13 protein-coding genes are annotated in these 21,562 nt (G+C 72.0%); 4 read left to right on the top strand and 9 right to left on the bottom strand.

Features of this window, described 5'->3' with window-relative positions; genetic code table 11:
* The 4 genes from OHS33_RS26865 (at nucleotide 1) to OHS33_RS26850 (ending at nucleotide 7,176) form a co-directional block, all read left to right on the top strand.
* Nucleotides 1–4,623 carry an Lhr family helicase gene (locus tag OHS33_RS26865; protein WP_330332969.1) on the top strand — a complete coding sequence of 1,541 codons (4,623 nt, stop codon included), beginning with the start codon at nucleotides 1–3 and terminating at the stop codon, nucleotides 4,621–4,623.
* A 133-nt stretch (nucleotides 4,624–4,756) separates the two neighbouring features.
* Nucleotides 4,757–5,443 (top strand): hypothetical protein, encoded by a 687-nt coding sequence (locus OHS33_RS26860; RefSeq protein WP_330332968.1) that lies wholly within the window; start codon nucleotides 4,757–4,759, stop codon nucleotides 5,441–5,443.
* Between the two features lie 105 nt (nucleotides 5,444–5,548).
* The gene (locus OHS33_RS26855; RefSeq protein WP_330332967.1) at nucleotides 5,549–6,340 is read left to right on the top strand and encodes an Fpg/Nei family DNA glycosylase; all 792 of its coding nucleotides are present in this window, start codon (nucleotides 5,549–5,551) and stop codon (nucleotides 6,338–6,340) included.
* A gap of 32 nt (nucleotides 6,341–6,372) precedes the next feature.
* Nucleotides 6,373–7,176 (top strand): SDR family NAD(P)-dependent oxidoreductase, encoded by an 804-nt coding sequence (locus tag OHS33_RS26850; RefSeq protein ID WP_330332966.1) that lies wholly within the window; start codon nucleotides 6,373–6,375, stop codon nucleotides 7,174–7,176.
* Here the strand turns inward: OHS33_RS26850 and OHS33_RS26845 are convergent.
* The 9 genes from OHS33_RS26845 to OHS33_RS26805 all read right to left on the bottom strand — a co-directional run bounded on the left by OHS33_RS26845 (nucleotide 7,124) and on the right by OHS33_RS26805 (nucleotide 21,532).
* A complete protein-coding gene (locus tag OHS33_RS26845) occupies nucleotides 7,124–7,372 on the bottom strand; it encodes a hypothetical protein (RefSeq protein WP_330332965.1) in 249 nt (82 codons plus the stop codon). The genes OHS33_RS26850 and OHS33_RS26845 overlap by 53 nt on opposite strands.
* A 182-nt stretch (nucleotides 7,373–7,554) precedes the next feature.
* Nucleotides 7,555–7,938 carry a helix-turn-helix domain-containing protein gene (locus tag OHS33_RS26840; RefSeq protein ID WP_330332964.1) on the bottom strand — a complete coding sequence of 128 codons (384 nt, stop codon included), beginning with the start codon at nucleotides 7,936–7,938 and terminating at the stop codon, nucleotides 7,555–7,557.
* A gap of 109 nt (nucleotides 7,939–8,047) precedes the next feature.
* Nucleotides 8,048–8,548 carry a CinA family protein gene (locus tag OHS33_RS26835; RefSeq protein WP_330335218.1) on the bottom strand — a complete coding sequence of 167 codons (501 nt, stop codon included), beginning with the start codon at nucleotides 8,546–8,548 and terminating at the stop codon, nucleotides 8,048–8,050.
* Nucleotides 8,549–8,613: 65 nt separating this feature from the next.
* Nucleotides 8,614–9,270, bottom strand: coding sequence for a CDP-diacylglycerol--glycerol-3-phosphate 3-phosphatidyltransferase (pgsA, locus tag OHS33_RS26830; RefSeq protein ID WP_330332963.1), 657 nt, complete (start codon nucleotides 9,268–9,270; stop codon nucleotides 8,614–8,616).
* Nucleotides 9,267–10,784 carry a 30S ribosomal protein S12 methylthiotransferase RimO gene (gene rimO / locus OHS33_RS26825; RefSeq protein WP_330332962.1) on the bottom strand — a complete coding sequence of 506 codons (1,518 nt, stop codon included), beginning with the start codon at nucleotides 10,782–10,784 and terminating at the stop codon, nucleotides 9,267–9,269. Before rimO ends, pgsA begins: the two co-directional genes overlap by 4 nt.
* Nucleotides 10,785–10,931: 147 nt before the next feature.
* Nucleotides 10,932–11,819, bottom strand: a complete 888-nt coding sequence (locus OHS33_RS26820; protein ID WP_330332961.1) for a helix-turn-helix domain-containing protein — start codon at nucleotides 11,817–11,819, stop codon at nucleotides 10,932–10,934.
* 225 nt (nucleotides 11,820–12,044) lie between these two features.
* Nucleotides 12,045–14,846 (bottom strand): DNA translocase FtsK, encoded by a 2,802-nt coding sequence (locus OHS33_RS26815; protein ID WP_330332960.1) that lies wholly within the window; start codon nucleotides 14,844–14,846, stop codon nucleotides 12,045–12,047.
* Between the two features lie 163 nt (nucleotides 14,847–15,009).
* Nucleotides 15,010–15,690, bottom strand: a complete 681-nt coding sequence (locus OHS33_RS26810) for a response regulator (RefSeq protein WP_330332959.1) — start codon at nucleotides 15,688–15,690, stop codon at nucleotides 15,010–15,012.
* A 274-nt stretch (nucleotides 15,691–15,964) separates the two neighbouring features.
* Nucleotides 15,965–21,532 (bottom strand): HAMP domain-containing protein, encoded by a 5,568-nt coding sequence (locus OHS33_RS26805; protein ID WP_330332958.1) that lies wholly within the window; start codon nucleotides 21,530–21,532, stop codon nucleotides 15,965–15,967.
* Between the last annotated feature and the right edge of the window lie 30 nt (nucleotides 21,533–21,562).

The raw sequence follows: 21,562 nt of genomic DNA, 5'->3' as shown, positions 1-21,562 counted from the left end.
ATGGCCGGCTCCGCGCTCGATTCGTTCTCCCCCGCGACCCGCTCCTGGTTCACGGGGGCCTTCCGTACGCCCACCGCCGCGCAGGAGGGTGCCTGGCGGGCCATCGGGGAGGGCTCCGACGTCCTCGTGGTGGCGCCCACCGGCTCCGGCAAGACCCTCGCCGCGTTCCTCGCGGCGCTGGACCGGCTGGCGGCGCTGCCGCCGCCCGCCGAGCCGAAGAAGCGCTGCCGGGTGTTGTACGTATCGCCCCTGAAGGCCCTCGCGGTGGACGTGGAGCGCAATCTGCGCAGCCCGCTGACCGGCATCCGCCAGGAGTCGCTGCGCCTGGGGCTGCCCGAGCCGGACATCCGCGTCGGGATCCGCTCCGGTGACACCCCGCCCGCCGAGCGGCGGGCGCTGGCGACCCGCCCGCCGGACATCCTCATCACCACCCCCGAGTCCCTGTTCCTGATGCTGACCTCGGCCGCCCGCGAGGCCCTGACCGGGATCGAGACGGTCATCCTCGATGAGGTGCACGCGGTGGCCGCGACCAAGCGCGGCGCCCATCTGGCGCTGTCCCTGGAGCGCCTCGACGAGCTGCTGCCGCGCCCCGCGCGCCGGATCGGGCTGTCGGCGACGGTCCGCCCGGTGGACGAGGTGGCCCGCTATCTGGCGCCGCGCGGCAAGGTGGAGATCGTCCAGCCGCCCTCGGCCAAGGAGTTCGACCTGTCGGTGGTCGTCCCGGTCCAGGACATGGGCGAGTTGGGCGGCTCGCCCGCCTCCGAGGGCAAGGACGGCGGGGACAAGCCGTCGATCTGGCCGCATGTGGAGGAGCGGATCGCGGACCTGGTGCAGGCCCACCGGTCCACCATCGTGTTCGCCAACTCCCGGCGGCTCGCGGAGCGGTTGTGCAACCGGCTCAACGAGATCGCCTACGAGCGGGCCATGGGCGAACCGCTGCCCTCGGGCGCTCCCCCGGCCGAGATCATGGCCCAGTCGGGCGCGGCGCACGGCGCCCCGCCGCTGCTCGCCCGCGCCCACCACGGTTCGGTGTCCAAGGAGCAGCGGGCGCTGGTCGAGGAGGACCTCAAGGCGGGCCGGCTGCCCGCCGTCGTCGCCACCTCCAGCCTCGAACTGGGCATCGACATGGGCGCGGTGGACCTGGTGGTGCAGGTGGAGTCGCCGCCGTCGGTGGCCTCCGGGCTCCAGCGGGTGGGCCGGGCCGGGCACCAGGTGGGCGCGGTCTCCACCGGCGTGGTGTTCCCCAAGTACCGCGGCGACCTGGTGCAGGCGGCGGTGGTCACCGAGCGGATGCGCAGCGGGTCCATCGAGTCCCTGCGGATCCCCGCCAATCCGCTGGACGTGCTGGCGCAGCAGCTGGTCGCCATGACCGCCATGGACACCTGGCAGGTGGACGACCTGCTCGCCCTGGTGCGGCGGGCGGCGTCCTTCGCGGCGCTGCCCGAGTCGGCGTTCACGGCGGTGCTGGACATGCTGGCCGGGCGCTATCCGTCGGACGCGTTCGCCGAACTGCGGCCGCGCGTGGTGTGGGACCGCGTGGCGGGTACGGTCACGGGCCGGCCGGGGGCCCAGCGCCTCGCGGTCACCTCGGGGGGCACGATCCCGGACCGCGGCCTGTTCGGCGTCTTCCTGGTGGGCTCGGACCCCAAGAAGGGCGGCGGCCGGGTCGGCGAGCTGGACGAGGAGATGGTCTACGAGTCCCGGGTGGGCGAAGTGTTCACCCTGGGCACCACCTCCTGGCGGATCGAGGACATCACCCGGGACCGGGTGCTGGTCACCCCGGCGCCCGGGGTGCCCGGACGGCTGCCGTTCTGGAAGGGCGACCAGCTGGGCCGCCCGCTGGAACTGGGCCGCGCCGTGGGCGCGTTCGTCCGCGAGGTCGGCGCCCTGTCCGAGGAGGACGGGCGGCTGCGGCTGCTGGCCGCCGGGCTGGACGCGTGGGCCGCGCAGAACGTGCTGGCGTATCTCGCCGAGCAGCGCGAGGCCTGCGGCCATGTGCCCGACGACCGGACCATCGTGGTCGAGCGGTTCCGCGACGAACTGGGCGACTGGCGGGTGGTGGTCCACTCCCCCTTCGGCGCGCAGGTCCACGCGCCGTGGGCGCTCGCGCTGGGCGCCCGCCTCGCCGAGCGGTACGGCATGGACGCGCAGGTCATGCATGCCGATGACGGGATCGTGCTGCGCCTGCCGGACGCCGATCTGCTGGGCCTGGGCGGCGAGCCGCTGGACCTGCTGGACCACGATCCGGCCCCGGCCGCCGCCGCCGCGGCTGCCTTCGACTTCGACTTCGACGACGGGAAGCCCCCGCTGGGCGCCGCCGACGTCACCTTCGACCACGGCGAGATCCAGGGGATCGTCACCGACCAGGTGGGCGGATCGGCGCTGTTCGCGTCCCGGTTCCGCGAGTGCGCGGCGCGCGCCCTGCTGCTGCCGCGGCGCAGTCCCGGCAAGCGCACCCCGCTGTGGCAGCAGCGCCAGCGCGCCTCCCAACTGCTCCAGGTGGCCTCCGAGTTCGGTTCGTTCCCGATCGTCCTGGAGGCCGTGCGCGAATGCCTCCAGGACGTCTTCGACGTACCGGGCCTGACCGAGCTGATGGGGGACGTCGAGGCCCGCCGGGTGCGTCTGGTGGAGGTCACCACCGCCGAGCCGTCGCCCTTCGCCCGGTCCCTGTTGTTCGGTTACGTCGCCCAGTTCCTCTACGAGGGGGACTCGCCGCTGGCCGAGCGCAGGGCGGCCGCGCTGTCCCTGGACTCCCGGCTGCTGGCCGAGCTGCTCGGCCAGGCGGAACTGCGCGAGCTGCTGGACCCGGAGGTACTGGCCGAACTGGAGCGGGAGTTGCAGTGGCTCACCGCGGAGCGGCGGGCCCGGGACGCGGAGTCGGTGGCCGACCTGCTGCGGCTGCTGGGCCCGCTGACGGATGCGGAGCTGGCCGAGCGGGGCGCCGACCCGGCCTGGGCGCGGTCCCTGGCGGGGGCCCGCCGGGTGATCGCGGTGCGGATCGGCGGCGCGGAGCACTGGGCCTCGGTCGAGGACGCGGGGCGGCTGCGGGACGCGCTGGGCACCGCCCTGCCGGTGGGGGTGCCCGAGGCGTTCACCGAGCCGGTCAAGGACCCGCTCGGTGACCTGCTGGCCCGGTACGCCCGTACGCACGGCCCGTTCACCACGGCGGCCGTCGCCGCCCGCTTCGGCCTGGGCACGGCCACCGCCGACGGCGCCCTGCACCGGCTCGCGGCGGCGGGCCGGGTGGTGCAGGGCGAGTTCCACCCGGCGGGCATCGGCCAGGAGTGGTGCGATGCGACGGTGCTGCGCAGGCTGCGCCGCCGGTCCCTGGCGGCGCTGCGCCAGGAGCTGGAACCGGTCCCGCCGACCGCCCTGGCGACCTTCCTCCCCCAGTGGCAGCACCTGGGCGGCGCCCTGCGCGGGATCGACGGCCTGGCCCGGGCCATCGAGCAGCTCCAGGGCGCACCGGTCCCCGCGTCGGCGCTGGAGCGGCTGATCCTGCCGTCCCGGGTCAGCGGTTTCACCCCGGGCCTGCTGGACGAGCTGACCACCAGCGGCGAGGTGGTCTGGGCGGGCGCCGGAGCGCTGCCCGGCAAGGACGGCTGGGTCTCCCTCTACCTCGCGGACGCGGCCCCGCTGCTGCTCCCGCCGCCACATCCGCTGGACCCGTCCCCGGTGCACCAGGGCATCCTGGACGCCCTCTCCGGCGGGTACGGCCTGTTCTTCCGGCAGATCGCGGAGGCGGTGCGGGGGCGGCTGCCCGAGGTGGGCGACGTACAGCTGTCCCAGGCCCTGTGGGACCTGGCCTGGTCGGGGCGGCTGACGAACGACACCCTGGCCCCGCTGCGCGCCCTGCTCGGCTCGGGCCGCACGGCGGGCGCGACCGCCCACCGGGCCCGGCGGACGGTGCCGCGCGGGCGGTACGGCACGCTCGGCGCGCAAGTCTCGCGGCCTGGCCCGCCGACCGTGTCGGGGCGCTGGTCCCTGCTGCCCGACCGCGCCGCCGACCCGACGCACCGGGCGCACGCGCTGGCCCGGACCCTGCTGGACCGGCACGGGGTGGTGACCCGGGGCGCGGTCGCCGCCGAGGGGGTGGAGGGCGGTTTCAGCGCTGTCTACCGGATCCTGTCCGCCTTCGAGGACAGCGGGCAGGCCCGCCGCGGCTATGTGGTGGAGGGGCTGGGGGCGGCCCAGTTCGCGATGGACGGCGCGGTGGACCGGCTGCGGGCGGCCGAGCGGACCCCGCCGCCGCTGGCGGCGGTGGTGCTGGCGGCGGCCGACCCGGCCTCCGCGTACGGCGCGGCCCTGCCGTGGCCGGAGCCTCCGGCCGGGTCCGCGCACAAGCCGGGCCGCAAGGCGGGTTCGCTGGTGGTGCTGGTGGACGGGGAGCTGACGCTCTATCTGGAGCGGGGCGGCAAGACCCTGCTGGCCTGGCCCCCGGTGGACGATCCCCGGCTGGCGGCGGCGATGGCGGTGCTGGCCGCCGCCTGCCGGTCGGGGACGGTGGCGCCGCTGACGGTGGAGCGCATCAACGCCTCCCCGGCCCTGACCTCGCCGCTGGGCCCGGGCCTGGAGGCGGCGGGCTTCCACGCGACTCCGAGGGGGCTGCGGCTGCGCCCGTGATCGAAGCGGAATCACTGGTACCAGGTTGAGACGGTCTTGGGACACGCTTGGCCCAAACCCGCCCCTCCGACCGATTAGGCTGCCCGCTGATCAACAGATTGACGATGCACTGTCACAAACATGGGGGATCACAATGAGCACGTTCAGCACGCGTAGAACCGCCCTTGCGGCCACGGGAGTCGCGGTGGCCGCGGTCCTGGCCCTGAGCGGCTGCAAGAGCGGCAACGAGGACACGGGCCCCGCGAAGAGCGCCTCGCCCTCCGCCGCGCCGTCCCAGTCGGCGTCGCAGCCCGCCACGAACCCCGACCCCGGCTACTCGTCGAGCGCGAGCGCGCCCGCCACGGGCGGCGGCGCGGCTCCCGCGGGCGCGGCGAAGGCCGGCCAGCAGTTCAAGATCGGCGAGCAGGCGCAGTTCCCGTTCACCTCGGGCAGCACCAAGGGCACCATCACGCTCGCCGTCACCGCCATCGAGAAGGGCCAGCCGGACGACCTGGCCCCCTTCAAGCTCGGCGACAAGGTCAAGGGGATGGTGCCGTACTACATCCGCTACCAGGTCAAGAACGTCGGCACGACGGACCTGTCCTTCACCTCGGTCGGCCACATCAAGGGCCACCTCGGGGACGGCAGCGAGGCCCAGGACCTCCTGGTCATCGGCAAGTTCGACAAGTGCCCCAACGACTCCCTGCCCAAGGGCTTCACCAACGGCCAGGTCACCACGGGCTGCGCGGTCGCGCTGGCCCCGTCGGCCTCGACCACGGTCGCCTCGGCCGAGTACTGGGGGGACCCCTTCACCCTGGGCAAGGGCCTGACCTGGAAGTAACACCCGGCCGCCGGTGAGGGCGGCGCGCCTCGGGCACGGGGTGTCTTCAGGCACGGCGCGTCTCCGGACACAGCGCGCCTTCGGGCACGGGGCCACAATGGCCCCATGCCCGAAGGCGACAGCATCCGGCGCGCGGCCGCCCGCCTGCACACCGCCCTGGCCGGCCGCGCGCTGGTCCGCAGCGACCTGCGCGTGCCGCGCCTGGCCACCGCCGACCTCACCGGCCGCACCACCCTCGAAGTCGTCCCGCGCGGCAAGCACCTGCTGCACCGCGTCGAGGGCGGCCTCACCCTCCACAGCCACCTCCGGATGGACGGTTCCTGGCGGGTGTTCGGGCCCGGGGAGCCCTGGCGCGGCGGCCCCGAGCACCAGATCCGGGCCGTCCTCGCCACCGCGTCCCACACCGCCGTCGGGTACCGCCTGCCGGTCCTGGAACTGCTCCGCACCGCGGAGGAGGACCGCGCCGTCGGCCACCTCGGCCCCGATCTGCTGGGCCCGGACTGGGATCCGGAGCGCGCGGCCCGCAATCTGCTCGCCGACCCGGCCCGCCCGCTCGGCGAGGCCCTGCTCGACCAGCGCAACCTCGCCGGGATCGGCAACATCTACAAGGCCGAACTGTGCTTCCTGGCCCGGGTGACCCCCTGGACCCCGGTCGGCGCCCTGCCCGACCCGGAGCGCACCGCGGTGCGGCTGGCGGCCGCCGCCCACCGTCTGCTGGACGCCAACAAGGACCGGCCCCGCAACACCACCGGCAGTCCCCGGCGCGGCCAGGAGCTCTTCGTGTACGGGCGCACCCACCGCCCCTGCCTGCGCTGCGGCACCCCGGTCCGCGAGGCCCCGCAGGACGACCGCCCCACCTACTGGTGCCCGCACTGCCAATCCGGCCCAGCCAGTTGACGCTCCGTCAGATACGGTCGTACGGTCCCGGCATGCCCCTACCCACCGCCACAACCCGTGCCGTACCCGAATCCCTGGCCGCCTACGACCTCACCGGCCGCACCGCCCTGATCACCGGCGCCGCCAGCGGCATCGGCCGCGCCACCGCCGCGCTCCTCGCCGGGGCGGGCGCGGACGTGCGCTGCGCGGACCTCGACGCGGCGGGTCTCGCGGAGACGGCCGCCCTCGTCGCCAAGGCGGGCGGCGGCGCAGCCACCGTCCACGTCCTCGACGTCACCGACCGCGCCGCCCTGAAGGCCGTGGTGGAGGCCGGGGGCCCGCCGGACATCACCGCCGCGGTCGCGGGGATCATGCACACCAGCACCGTGCTGGAGACCCTGGACGAGGATCTCGACCGGGTGCTGAACGTGAACTTCAAGGGGATCCTGTTCGCGTGCCAGGAGTCGGCCCGCGCGCTGATCGCGGCCGGCCGGCCCGGTTCGATCATCACCATGGCCTCCGGCGCCATGGACGCCGCCCAGCCCGGCCTGCTCTGCTACAGCGCGGCCAAGGCCGCCGTCGTCCAGCTCACCAAGACCCTGGCCACCGAGGCGGGCCCGCACGGCATCCGGGTCAACGCGGTCGCGCCCGGGTGGATCCGTACCCCGATGACCGGCCGGCACAGCCCCGAGGTCCAGGAGCAGACGGAGGCCGCGATGGTCCGGATGTCCCCGCTGCGCCGGGTCGGCGAGCCGGAGGACATCGCCCAGGCGGTGCTCTTCCTCGCCTCGGACGCCTCGTCGTTCATGACGGGTCAGATCCTGCGCCCGAACGGCGGCGTCGCGATGCCCTGGTAGCGGCGCGGTGGCGGGTGCAGTGCACCGGCAGCAGCCCCAGCCCCCAGCCGCCGACGGCGACCGCCCCCTCGACCGGCCCGGCGGCCGCGGGCACCAGCGCGAGCCGGAGCACCGCCCACCACCACAGCAGGCCCAGGGCCAGGGCCAGACCCAGGACCAGGGGTATGCGCAGGTGCAGGTTCCGTAACCGCCGCACGGCAGCCTCCCAGGGCCGGGATGGACTCGACCCATCCTCGCGCACCCCTCGCGAGCCCGCACCCAGAAGCGGTCCCCGCCGACGCCCTCGCCGCCGCACCCGGGCGGCCCGGAACGGCCGGGAGCCCCGGCCGGCGTCTCACACGCCGACCGGGGCTCCGGCCACACTCACGTTCAAAAAAATCAAGCGGCGACGACATTCACCGCTTCCACGGGCGACTTGATGGTCACCCGCTCCGGCGGGCCACCCGTGACCGAGGCCACGGAGACCGAATTGAGCATCGGGCGTACCGGTGCCGGGACCGGTTCGCTTGCCGCGGCCGACTGCGCGAGTTCGGCGAGCGACAGTTCGTCGCTCACTTCGCGCATCAGCTCGGACATCCGTACGTCCAACGCGTCGCAGATCGCGGAGAGCAGCTCGGAGGATGCCTCCTTCTGCCCCCGCTCCACCTCGGAGAGATAGCCGAGCGAAACTCGGGCGGACGAGGAGACTTCGCGCAGAGTACGGCCCTGGCGCTGGCGCTGCCGACGCAGCACGTCACCCAGCAGGCGACGGAGCAGAATCATCGGTGGCTCCCTCCTCTGACCGTGTAGCCGTAACCTTCACGCCCCACCGTACCGCCTCGCGCGGCGGCCGTGCGGGGAGCGATGTCGTGTTCACTCAGGGCTGCAAACATCAAATCCCCCCGTTCCGTTCCGTGTCCTGCCTTCGCAGATTCTCGCGGAGTTCGCTCGAGAGAAGTTCGAGCACTGTCCGTACACTCTCCCTACGGATTTCCGCGCGCGAGCCGTTCAACCTCAGCCGGGCCGATTTCCTGCCCGCGGGTCCCGCGACGGCGATGAAAACCGTCCCCACCGGCTGCCCGTCCTGCGGCTCCGGACCGGCCACTCCGGTGGTCGAGATCCCCCACGAGGCGTCCAGCACGCGTCGTACTCCGGCCGCCATCTCCTCCGCGACCTGCGCGTTCACCGCTCCGTGCGCCGCCAGCAGCCCGGCGTCGACGCCGAGCACCCGCTGCTTGAGCTCGGTCGCGTACGCCGTGACCGAGCCGCGGAAGGAACGCGAGGCGCCGGGAACCGAGGTCAGCTCGGCGGCGACCAGCCCGCCCGTGAGGGACTCCGCGACGGCGACCGTCTGGTCACTCTCCGCGAGCAGGTCCAGGACGTACGCAGCCACCTCGGCGGCCTCGGCGGCCGCATCGCGGCCCTCCGGAGACCACGCGGACTCCGTCGTCCCGTACGTCACCTCGCGGCCCGCTCCGCGGCGATGCCCGCCCGGCGCAGCACGACGGCCTGGCGAATGTAGTCCAAACCGGTGACGACTGTGAGAAGTACGGCCACCGCCATGACCCAGAACCGCAGGGTCGCCAGCGGCCCGGTCAGCGCCAGCACGTACATGCCGACCGCCGTGCCCTGGGCGAGGGTCTTCAGCTTCCCGCCCCGGCTCGCCGGGATCACCCCGTAGCGGATCACCCAGAAGCGGAGCAGGGTGATTCCCAGCTCCCGGCCCAGGATCACGCCGGTGACCCACCAGGGCAGGTCACCGAGCCAGGACAGACACACCAGAGCCGACCCCATGATCGCCTTGTCGGCGATGGGGTCGGCGATCTTCCCGAAGTCGGTGACCAGGTTGTAGGTCCTGGCCAGGTGCCCGTCGAAGATGTCGGTGATCATGGCGACGGCGAACGCCGCCCACGCCAGCGCCCGCCAGACGGGGTCGTAGCCCCCGTCAGCGAGCAGCAGCAGGACGAATCCCGGCACGAGCACGAGCCGGATCATCGTCAGGATGTTGGCGATGTTCCACAGGCTGGCCTGATTGACGGCCGCGGCCCCCAGCTTCGCGCCGGGCGCGGGCCGGCGGCCGGTCCCGCCCGCCGCGGGTGCCGGGACTCCGGTCATCCGGCCGCCTCCTCAAGGTCTCCGATGAGGCCCAGGGGCTCGGCCACCAGGTCCACACCCAGGGTGCCGACCACCTTCGCCGTGACGATGCGCCCGGGGACCAGGCCCGCGCCGTCGGTGAAGACGACCTGGCCGTCGGTCTCGGGCGCCTGGTGCGCGGCGCGCCCGTAGGCGCCGGCGGCGTCCTCATCCTCGTCGTCGACCGCGACGACCGTCTCGACGAGTACCTCCAGGGTCTCCCCGATCCGCTCCTCCGCGCGCTGCGAGGTCAGCTCCTCCGCGAGCCGCTGCATGTGCGCGAGCCGCTCGGCGATGGTGTCCTCGTCCAGCTTGTTCTCGTAGGTGACGGCTTCGGTGCCGTCCTCGTCCGAGTAGCCGAAGATGCCGATGGCGTCGAGGCGGGCGTGGGTGAGGAAACGCTCCAGCTCGGCGAAGTCCGATTCCTTCTCGCCGGGGAAGCCGACGATGAAGTTGGACCGGACACCGGCCGTGGGGGCCTTGGAGCGGATGGTGTCGAGCAGCTCCAGGAACCGGTCGGTGTCACCGAAGCGGCGCATGGCGCGCAGCACGTCCGGGGCGGAGTGCTGGAAGGACAGGTCGAAGTACGGCACGACCTTGGGGGTCGAGGTGAGTACGTCGATCAGGCCGGGCCGCATCTCGGCGGGCTGGAGGTAGCTGACGCGGACGCGCTCGATGCCGTCCACCTCGGCCAGCTCGGGCAGCAGGGTCTCCAGCAGGCGGATGTCGCCGAGGTCCTTGCCGTACGAGGTGTTGTTCTCGGAGACCAGCATGATCTCCTTGACGCCCTGCTCCGCGAGCCAGCGCGTCTCGCCCAGCACATCGCTGGGGCGGCGGGAGATGAAGGAGCCGCGGAAGGACGGGATGGCGCAGAAGGAGCAGCGGCGGTCGCAGCCGGAAGCGAGCTTCACGGAGGCGACGGGGCTGTTGCCGAGGCGGCGGCGCAGGGGCGCGCGCGGCCCGGAGGCGGGCGCGAGCCCGTCCGGCAGGTCGGAGGGGGCCTCGGCGGGCTCCTCGGCGGGCGCCGACTGGGCGTGCCCGGGCAGGGCCACGTCGGTGTCCTGGCGGGCGGCCGGGCTGATCGGCAGCAGCTTGCGCCGGTCCCGCGGGGTGTGGGAGGCGTGGATGCCGCCGTTGAGGATCGTCTGGAGGCGGTCGGAGATGTCGGCGTAGTCGTCGAATCCGAGGACTCCGTCGGCTTCGGGGAGCGCTTCGGCGAGTTCCTTGCCGTAGCGCTCGGCCATACAGCCGACGGCTACGACGGCCTGCGTGCGGCCGTGATCCTTGAGATCGTTGGCCTCCAGCAGGGCGTCTACGGAGTCCTTCTTGGCGGCTTCGACGAAGCCGCAGGTGTTGACGACGGCTACGTCCGCATCGGCGGCGTCCTCGACGAGCTCCCAGCCATCCGCCGCCAAGCGGCCTGCGAGCTCCTCCGAGTCCACCTCGTTACGGGCGCAGCCAAGAGTGACAAGGGCGACGGTACGGCGTTCGGGCATGGACTCAAGACTACTTCGTCCCGGCACCGGCACCCGCCCCCGTCCGCCGCGAGGCTACGAGAGCGGGGCCCGGTCGGGCGAAGGAGGGTGCCGCGCGGCACCCCGGGGTCTGCCGGAACAGTCGGTGAAGCGTGGTGAAACGGCCGGTCAGCCCGCCTGTGCGGCGCCCTGACGCTGATCGTCCTTGGTGTAGGTGAGGCGTTCCACCTGCCCCGACTCGAAGCCGCCCTTGATCTCCTTGCCGTTCACGAACAGCTGGACGGCCCCGGCGTCGCCGAGTACGAGATCGATGGACTGCTTGTCGGTGAAGGTCTTGGTGTCACCGGGCTGGAGGGTTCCGTCGAAGAGCAGGCGACCACTGTGGTCCTTCGCGGAGATCCAGCTCTCGGCGGTGCTGGCCGTCAGGACGACCGTGACCACGTCCTTGGGGGCCGCCGCGATGGCACTGTCCGAGGGTTCCGGCTTGGGTGCCTGCGGGGTCTGCTGGGGCTTGGCCGGGGTGGCCGGCTTGGCGCCGGGCTGCTTGGCGGGCTGCGGGGAGGCGGAACCTTCCGCCACCGGCCGCTTGGTCTCGTCGTCGCCGCCCTTGAGGACGGTGAAGCCGACGAATCCGATCACGGCGACGATCGCCGCGACCATGGCGGCGGTCCAGTTGGGCCGCTGCCGCTCGGGACGGATCCGCTCGGCCTCGAACATCGGGGCGGCGGGGGTCGGCGCCGGGCGACCCCCGTGGGCTGCGTCGTAGCTCTCGACCAGGGGTTCGGGATCGAGGTGTACGGCGCGGGCGAGCGTACGGATGTGACCGCGGGCGTAGACGTCGCCGCCGCAGCGCGTGAAGTCGTCCTGCTCGATCGCGTGCACGATCGGGATGCGCACGCGGGTGGTGGAGCTGACCTCGTCGACGGTGAGCCCGGCGGCGATCCGGGCCTGCTGGAGGGCCGTCCCGATGGACGGACCGGCGGCGGGCCGCTCGACGATCGCGTCGTCGGTCGAAGGCCGGTCTTCTTCGGGGGACTTGGAGTTGCCGATGGACACGGGGGCGCCTTTCGAGCGTGTAGCCACCTGCTGGATGTCCAGTCTAGGGGGGTGACGAAAGGGTGGAGCAACCGGAGGGTGCCCTCCGTACGCCATCCGTATGGCTTCGGACTCCCCCGCCGCTCCGGTGTGGATCCGAGGCGCGGGCGCGCACGGCGCCACCCCTTTCCTCAACTTGACGAGCGGCCGGGGGAAACGGTTGCTCCGGGATTCTTTACGACCCGGTCACGGTCCGGTCTCGCCGCGGATGACCGCGAGCAGTCCGTCCAACTCGTCCGGTTTGACCATCACGTCGCGCGCTTTGGAGCCCTCGCTGGGCCCGACGACGCCCCGCGATTCCATGAGGTCCATCAGCCGTCCGGCCTTGGCGAAGCCGACCCGGAGCTTGCGCTGGAGCATGGAGGTGGAGCCGAACTGCGTGGTGACGACCAGCTCCGCGGCCTGGCACAGCAGGTCGAGGTCGTCGCCGATCTCCTCGTCGATCTCCTTCTTCTGCTTCTGCCCGACCGTGACGTCCTCCCGGAAGACGGGCGCCATCTGGTCCTTGCAGTGCTGGACGATCCCGGCGATCTCGTCCTCGGTGACGAAGGCGCCCTGGAGCCGGGTCGGCTTGTTCGCCCCCATCGGCAGGAACAGCCCGTCGCCCTTTCCGATGAGCTTCTCGGCGCCGGGCTGATCGAGGATGACCCGGCTGTCGGCGAGCGAGGAGGTGGCGAAGGCGAGCCGCGAGGGCACGTTCGCCTTGATCAGGCCGGTGACCACGTCCACCGAGGGGCGCTGGGTGGCGAGCACCAGGTGGATGCCGGCCGCGCGGGCCAGCTGGGTGATGCGGACGATCGAGTCCTCGACGTCGCGCGGGGCGACCATCATCAGGTCGGCCAGCTCGTCGACGATCACCAGCAGGTACGGATAGGGGCTCAGCTCCCGCTCGCTGCCCGGCGGCAGTTTGATCTTGCCGTCGCGGATGGCCTTGTTGAAGTCGTCGATGTGCCGGTAGCCGAAGGCGGCCAGGTCGTCGTAGCGCAGGTCCATCTCGCGCACGACCCACTGGAGGGCCTCGGCGGCCCGCTTCGGGTTGGTGATGATCGGCGTGATCAGGTGCGGGATGCCCTCGTAGGCCGTCAGCTCGACCCGCTTGGGGTCGACCAGCACCATCCGGACGTCCTCCGGGGTCGCCCGCACCATCACCGAGGTGATCAGGCAGTTGATGCAGGAGGACTTGCCGGAGCCGGTGGCTCCGGCGACCAGCACGTGCGGCATCTTGGCGAGGTTCGCCATGACGTAGCCGCCCTCGACGTCCTTGCCGAGCGCGACGAGCATCGGGTGGTCGTCCTCCGCCGCGTCCGCGAGGCGCAGCACGTCACCCAGGTTGACCATCTCGCGGTCGGTGTTCGGGATCTCGATGCCGACCGCCGACTTGCCGGGGATCGGGCTGATGATCCGGACGTCCGGCGAGGCGACGGCGTAGGCGATGTTCTTGGCCAGCGCCGTGATCCGCTCGACCTTGACCGCGGGGCCCAGCTCGACCTCGTAGCGGGTGACCGTCGGGCCGCGGGTGAAGCCGGTGACCTTCGCGTCGACCTTGAACTCCATGAAGACGTTCGTCAGCGAGGCGACCACCGCGTCGTTGGCGGCGCTGCGGGTCTTGCCGGGACCGCCGCGCTCCAGCAGGTCGAGCGAGGGCAGGGAGTACGTGATGTCCCCGCGCAGCTGGAGCTGCTCGGCGCGCGGCGGCAGCGCCTGGGTCTGCGGCGGGGCCTTGGTCAGGTCGGGTACGCCGACGGGCCCGGCCGCGACCGGCGTGGCCGGCGGGACGGGTGGGACGGGCGGCGCACCGGGCACCGCGGGCCCGGAAGGGGCCGACAGCGCGGCCTGCTCCCCCTGCTCACCGCGCTCCTCGCGGGCGGGCGGCACCGGCGCGGTGATCTCGGTCCCCTCGCGCGCGGGCGTCACCCCGTGGGTCAGGCCGGCGACGAGCGGGGAGGGCGGCATGCCGCCGTACACCGCTCCGTCCAGGGCGGCCGCCGCCGCGGCGGCGACGTCCACCGCGTCCATCTCGCGGTCCATGGCCGGGCGCGCGGGAGCCCGGCGGGGCCTGCGCCGCCGGGCGGCGAGCGCCTCCTCCTCGGCGGAGTCCGCCGGTCCGGCCGGGGCCACGCCCTGTCCGTTGGCCCGCCAGCGCTCGGGATCGTGCCGCTCGCCCTCCTGCTCGGCGTCGGCGATGTCGTACTCGTTGGGCGCGATCACCCCGAGCCGGATGCCGAGGCGGCGCAGCCGCTGCGGGATGGCGTTGACGGGGGTGGCGGTGACCACCAGCAGTCCGAAGACGGTGAGCAGCACCAGCAGCGGCACGGCCAGCGGCGCGCCCATGGTGAAGATCAGGGGTTTGGAGGCGCCCCAGCCGATCAGGCCGCCCGCGTTCTGCATGGCGGTGGTGCCCTCGTCCCGGCCGGGCGCGCCGCAGGCGATGTGGACCAGCCCGAGCACCCCGATGACCAGGGCGGTCAGTCCGATGCCGATCCGGCCGTTGGCGTCGCTCTGCTCGGGGTGGCGGATGAAGCGCACCGCCATGACCCCGAGGAGGATCGGCACGAGCAGGTCGAGGCGCCCGAAGGCACCGGTGATCAGCATCGTGACCAGATCCCCTACGGGACCGCTCAGATTCGACCAGGTTCCTGCGGCGACGATCAGCGCGAGGGCGAGCAGGAGCAGCCCGACGCCGTCCTTGCGGTGGGCCGGGTCGAGGTTCTTCGCCCCGCGGCCCATGCCGCGGAAGACCGCGCCGACGGCGTGCGCGAGGCCGAGCCACAGGGCGCGCACCAGGCGCACGACGCCCCCGGTCGGGGACGGTGCGGGTTTGGGCGCGGTCTTGCGGACCGGGCCGCGCTTGGCGGCCGCGGCCTTCTTCGCGGGCGGCTTGCCCGCGGGCGCCGCAGCCTTCTTCGCCGGCGCCGTCGTACGGCCGGTGCGGGCTTTCGCGGCACCCGCGGCGCTCTGGGAACCCTTGCCGGACGTACGTGAGGCCATGGCCCCGAGGTTACCGGTGCGCGCGCCGGTGGACACGCGTGCCCACCCCTTCACCCGTTCGTGTCGGAGTCCCGGTGCGTCATTTGACGTACGGCCAGAGCTGACGCGCCCTCAGCAGCCGGGCCCCGCCCCGTACCGCTCAGGCCACCGCTCAGGCCATCGCTCAGGCCTGGGCGGGCAGCATCGGCTGGCCGCCGCCGGTGCCGGGCTCCAAAGCGTCCAGCGCCCGGCGCAATCCGGTCAGTTTGCGCTCCAGATGGGCCGCGGTCGCGACCACCGCGGGATCGGCCGCTTCCTCGCCGAGCTGCTTGGTGAGCGCCTCGGCCTGTTCCTCGACGGCCGCGAGCCGGGCGGACAGCTCGGCCAGCAGGCCCGCCGTCTCCTTGCCCTCGACGCCGTTGGACCCGCCGCCCTCCAGCTGGAGCCGCAGCAGCGAAGCCTGCTCCCGCAGCTGGCAGTTCTTCGTGTACAGCTCGACGAAGACCGAGACCTTGGCCCGCAGCACCCAAGGGTCGAAGGGCTTGGAGATGTAGTCCACGGCTCCGGCGGCATAGCCGCGGAAGGTGTGGTGCGGACCGTGGTTGATCGCGGTCAGGAAGATGATCGGGATGTCCCGGGTCCGCTCCCGCCGCTTGATGTGCGCGGCCGTCTCGAAACCGTCCATCCCGGGCATCTGCACATCCAGCAGGATGACCGCGAAATCGTCTGTCAGCAGCGCCTTGAGCGCTTCCTCCCCCGACGACGCCCTGACCAGTGTCTGATCGAGCGCGGAGAGGATGGCCTCCAGCGCCAGCAGATTCTCCGGCCGGTCGTCGACCAGGAGGATCTTGGCCTTCTGCACCATGCCCTGTCCTCCTCGCCCCGGCATGGGGCCTCCCCGGCTCCTGGCTCCAGCGCTCAGCCCGGGTCCCGCCCCAGCGGGCGGCTTCCGTGCGCCGTCCGTCCTTGTGCCGGTCATCGTAGCCCCAGTCCCGAGATCGCCACACCCTGTCACCAAGATGTCACTGTGCACGAAGCAGAAACGGTGTGGGGGAGCAGAAGGTTCCCCGTATACCGCCCTCCCACACCGATGTGGACACACTGAGTCAGCAATTGGTATCTCTTCGCTCCGCAGTCGATCACTTGCCGCGCATCCACTGCTCCATCACCGACAGCAGGAAGTCGGGATCGACGGGCTTGGTGACATAGTCGGAAGCCCCGGAGTCGATCGCCTTCTCCCGGTCCCCCTTCATCGCCTTCGCCGTCAGCGCGATGATCGGCAGCCCCGCGAACTGCGGCATCCGCCGGATCGCCGATGTCGTGGCGTACCCGTCCATCTCCGGCATCATGATGTCCATCAGAACGACCGTCACATCATCGTGCTGCTCCAGCACTTCGATGCCCTCGCGCCCGTTCTCCGCGTACAGCACCGCCAGCCCGTGCTGCTCCAGCACGCTGGTCAGCGCGAAGACGTTGCGGACGTCGTCGTCGACGATGAGCACCTTCTCGCCGTGGAAGTCGTACGTCCGGGGCACCACCGGAAGATCGTCCTCCACGCCGCCCCAGTCGTCCTCGATCCCCTGCGCACCGCTCTGCGCGCCCAGCAGCCCGGGCCGCGCGCCGGGCTCGCCCATCGCCTTGCGGCGCCGCCGGAACAGCGTCGCGCCGCCGTGCCCGTGCCCCCCGTCGGACCCGGCCCGCACCCCGGCCCCCGGCGCGGGCGCCGACAGCGCCGACACCGGCTGTACGGGCACGGCCGGCCCCGCCGGAGTCGCCGGCGCCGCGGGCAGCTGGGGCATCACCGGAAGCGCCGAAGCCACCTCGGCGGCCCTGCGGTAGAGGTCCCCGCGGCCACCGGGCGCGGGCTGCGCGTAGCCCTGCGGCGGCAGCTCGCTCGGGTGCAGCGGCAGGTACAGCGTGAAGGTGGAGCCGCGCCCCGGCTCGCTCGCCGCGTGGATCTCGCCGCCCAGCAGCCGCGCGATCTCCCGGCTGATGGACAGCCCGAGCCCCGTGCCGCCGTACTTGCGGCTCGTCGTACCGTCCGCCTGCTTGAACGCCTCGAAGATCACCAGCATCTTGCTGGCCGCGATCCCGATCCCGGTGTCGGTCACCGAGAAGGCGATCAGGTCCGCGTCCGCCTCCCGCAGCGAACCGGCCTCCAGCAGCTGCTCCCGGATCGCCTGCGGCACGTCCGCCCCGGCGGGCCGGATCACCAGCTCCACGGCGCCGCCGTCGGTGAACTTCACCGCGTTCGACAGCAGGTTGCGCAGCACCTGCAACAGCCGCTGCTCGTCGGTGTGCAGGGTGGCCGGCAGCTCCGGCGAGACCCGCACCGAGAAGTCCAGGCCCTTCTCCGCCGTCAGCGGCCGGAAGGTGGCCTCCACGTAGTCCACGAGCTGGACCAGCGCGATCCGCGTCGGCGAGACGTCCATCTTGCCCGCCTCGACCTTCGACAGGTCCAGGATGTCGTTGATCAGCTGGAGCAGGTCCGAACCCGCCCCGTGGATGGTCTCGGCGAACTCGACCTGCTTGGGCGAGAGGTTCTCGTCCGCGTTGTCGGCGAGCAGCTTGGCCAGGATCAGCAGCGAGTTGAGCGGGGTGCGCAGCTCGTGCGACATGTTCGCCAGGAACTCGGACTTGTAGCGCATCGAGACCGCGAGCTGCTCGGCGCGCTCCTCCAGGACCTGCCGGGCCTCCTCGATCTCGGTGTTCTTCACCTCGATGTCCCGGTTCTGCTGGGCCAGCAGTTCGGCCTTCTCCTCCAGTTCCGCGTTGGCGGCCTGGAGCGCCTTCTGCCGGTTCTCCAGCTCGTCGGAGCGCTCGCGCAGCTGCTCGGTCATCTCCTGCGACTGCTTGAGCAGCATCTCCGTCTTGGAGTTGACGCTGATCGTGTTGACGCTCGTACCGATCATCTCGGCGATCTGGCTGAGGAAGTCCTTCTGGATCTGCGTGAACGGCTGGAACGACGCCAGCTCGATGACGCCCAGCAGGTTCCCCTCGAACAGCACGGGCAGCACGATCACATGGGCGGGCGGCGCCTCGCCCAGCCCCGAGGAGATCTTCAGGTAGCCGGGCGGGGTGTTCTCGACCAGGATGGTCCGCTTCTCCTCGGCGACCGTCCCGATCAGCCCCTCCCCCGGCCGGAACGAGGTCGGCATGGAACCGCCCGCGTACGCGTAACTGCCGCGCATGCGCAGCTCGTACGGGCCGTCCTGCACACCGTCGGCGCCGATCTCGGTGGCCGCGCCGGACGGCAGCGCCAGGAAGAACGCGCCGTGCTGCGCGGAGACCACCGGGGTCAGCTCGCTCATGATCAGCGAGGCGACGTCGTCCAGCTCCCGGCGGCCCTGCATGAGGGCCGAGATCCGGGCCAGGTTGCCCTTCAGCCAGTCCTGCTCCTTGTTGGCCAAGGTGGTGTCGCGCAGGTTGGCGATCATCGTGTTGATGTTGTCCTGGAGGACCTGGATCTCGCCCGCCGCGTCCACGTCGATCTTGAGGTTCAGGTCGCCGCGGGTCACCGCGGTGGCCACGGCCGCGATGGCCCGTACCTGCCGGGTCAGGTTCCCGGCCATCTCGTTCACGGACTCCGTGAGGTCGCGCCAGGTGCCGTCGACGTCCCGGACCCGGGCCTGACCGCCCAGGATCCCCTCGGTGCCCACCTCGCGGGCGACCCGGGTCACCTGGTCCGCGAAGGAGGACAGCTGGTCGACCATCGTGTTGATGGTGGTCTTCAGCTCCAGGATCTCGCCGCGGGCGTCGATGTCGATCTTCTTGGTCATGTCGCCCTTGGCGATGGCGGTCGTGACCATGGCGATCTGCCGCACCTGACCGGTCAGATTGGAGGCCATGAAGTTCACCGAATCGGTGAGGTCCTTCCAGGTCCCCGAGACCCCGGGCACGTGCGCCTGACCGCCGAGCCGGCCCTCCGTGCCCACCTCGCGGGCCACCCGGGTCACCTCGTCGGCGAACGACGACAGGGTCTTGACCATGGTGTTCACGGTGTCCGCGAGCTGCGCGACCTCGCCGCGCGCCTCGACGGTGACCTTCTTCGTCAGATCGCCGTTGGCGACCGCCGCCGAGACCTGCGAGATGTTGCGCACCTGCGAGGTCAGGTTGTTGGCCATCAGGTTGACGTTGTCGGTCAGGTCCTTCCAGATGCCGGTCACCCCGCGCACCCGAGCCTGGCCGCCGAGGATGCCCTCGGAGCCCACCTCGCGCGCCACCCGCGTCACCTGCTCCGCGAAGGAGGACAGCTGGTCGACCATCGTGTTGACGGTCGTCACCAGCTCCAGGATCTCGCCCTTGGCATCGACCGTGATCTTCTTCGACAGGTCGCCCATCGCGACCGCCGTGGTCACCTCGGCGATGTTGCGCACCTGCGACGTCAGGTTGTTCGCCATGAAGTTGACCGACTGGGTGAGGTCCTTCCAGGTGCCGGAGACCCCCTTCACCTCGGCCTGACCGCCCAGGATGCCCTCGGTGCCCACCTCGCGGGCGACCCGGGTCACCTGCTCCGCGAAGTTCGAGAGCTGGTCCACCATCGTGTTGAGGGTGTTCTTCAGCTCCAGGATCTCGCCCCGGGCGTCCACGTCGATCTTCTGCGACAGGTCACCGCGCGCCACCGCCGTGGCGACCTGCGCGATGTTGCGCACCTGCGAGGTCAGGTTCCCGGCCATGCCGTTCACCGAATCGGTCAGGTCGCGCCACACGCCGGCCACGCCGGGCACCTGCGCCTGACCGCCGAGCCGGCCCTCCGTACCCACGTCCCGGGCGACCCGGGTCACCTGCTCGGCGAAGGCGGAGAGCTGGTCGACCATCGTGTTGATGGTGTTCTTGAGTTCCAGGATCTCGCCGCGCGCGTCCACGTCGATCTTCTGCGACAGGTCGCCGCGCGCCACCGCCGTCGTCACCTGGGCGATCTGGCGCACCTGGGAGGTCAGGTTCCCGGCCATGAAGTTGACCGAGTCGGTCAGCTCCTTCCAGGTGCCGGACACCCCCTCCACCCGCGCCTGACCGCCGAGGCGGCCCTCCGTGCCCACGTCCCGGGCCATCCGCGTGACCTGGTCGGCGAAGGACGACAGCTGGTCCACCATCGTGTTCACGGTGTTCTTCAGCTGGAGCATCTCGCCGGAGACGTCCACGGTGACCTTCTGCGACAGGTCGCCGTTGGCCACCGCCGTGGTCACCTGCGCGATGTTGCGGACCTGACCGGTCAGGTTGCGGAAGGCGGTGTTCACCGAGTCGGTGAGGTCCTTCCACGTCCCCGCCGCCCCCGGCACCTGCGCCTGACCGCCCAGCTCGCCCTCGACGCCGACCTCACGGGCCACCCGCGTCACTTCCGAACCGAAGGACTGGAGCTGGTCCACCATCGTGTTGACGGTGTTCTTCAGCTCCAGCATCTCGCCGGCCACGTTCACCGTGACCTTCTGCGACAGATCGCCGTTCGCGACCGCCGTCGTCACCTGCGCGATGTCCCGCACCTGCGTGGTGAGGTTGCGGAAGACCGTGTTCACCGAATCGGTGAGGTCCTTCCACGTCCCCGCCGCCCCCGGCACCTGCGCCTGACCGCCCAGCAGGCCCTTCGCGCCGACCTCGCTCGCCACCCGGGTGACCTCGTCCGCGAAGGTCCGCAGCGTCTCGGTCATCTGGTTGATCGTTTCGGCGAGCTGCGCCACCTCGCCGCGCGCGCTCACCGTCACCTTCTGCGACAGATCACCGCTGGCCACCGCGGTCGTCACCTGCGCGATCCCGCGCACCTGGGCGGTCAGGTTCCCCGCCATGGTGTTGACCGAGTCGGTCAGGTCCTTCCACACGCCCGCGACCCCGGGCACCTTCGCCTGGCCGCCCAGCTCGCCCTCGGTCCCCACCTCGCGGGCGACCCGCGTCACCTCGGAGGAGAACGACGACAGCTGGTCCACCATCGTGTTCACGGTGTTCTTCAGCTGGAGCATCTCGCCGGCCACGTGCACGGTGACCTTGCGCGACAGGTCGCCCTTCGCCACCGCCGTCGTGACGAGAGCGATGTCACGCACCTGGGCGGTGAGCCGGTACGCCATGGTGTTGACGGAATCGGTCAGGTCCTTCCAGGAACCGGACATTCCGCGCACCTGGGCCTGACCGCCGAGCTTGCCCTCGGTACCGACCTCCAGCGCCACCCGGGTCACCTCGTCGGTGAACGCCGAAAGCTGGTCGACCAGGTTGTTGACCGTCCGGCCGATCTTGAGGAACTCCCCGCGCAGCGGGTGCCCCACCCCTTCCGCCGCCTGGGTCCGCAGGTCCATCCGCTGGTCCAGATCACCCTCGGCGACCGCCGAGAGCACCCGGCCCACCTCGGACACCGGCCGGGCCAGATCGTCCACCAGCTGGTTCGAGGCGTCGATCGCGGCCGCCCAGGAGCCCTCGCAGGCCCCCGTCTCCAGCCGCTCGCTCAGCTTCCCCTCGCGCCCGACCATCCGCCGGACCCGCGACAGCTCACCGGTCAGGTGGAGATTGCGGTCGGCGACCTCGTTGTAGACGGCGGCGATCTCCGCCATCACCCCGTCGCCGGACACGGTCAGCCGCTTGCGGAAGTTCCCGTCCCGCATCGACACCAGGGCCGTGAGCAGCCGGTTCAGCGCCGCCGTATCGACCTCGGTCGTGCTGCCCCGCCGGGACCGTCCGCCCTTCGCACGCGCACCTGTCCTGCGCGCCGCTACGCCAGACTCCACCGTGTCCCTCCCGAAAGGGTCGACCGCACC

Origin of the sequence: Streptomyces sp. NBC_00536 (assembly GCF_036346295.1) — a bacterium.
Lineage (GTDB): Bacteria > Actinomycetota > Actinomycetes > Streptomycetales > Streptomycetaceae > Streptomyces.
The sequence above is the reverse complement of the archived record's forward strand: the minus strand, read 5'-3'. Positions and strand labels throughout refer to the sequence as shown.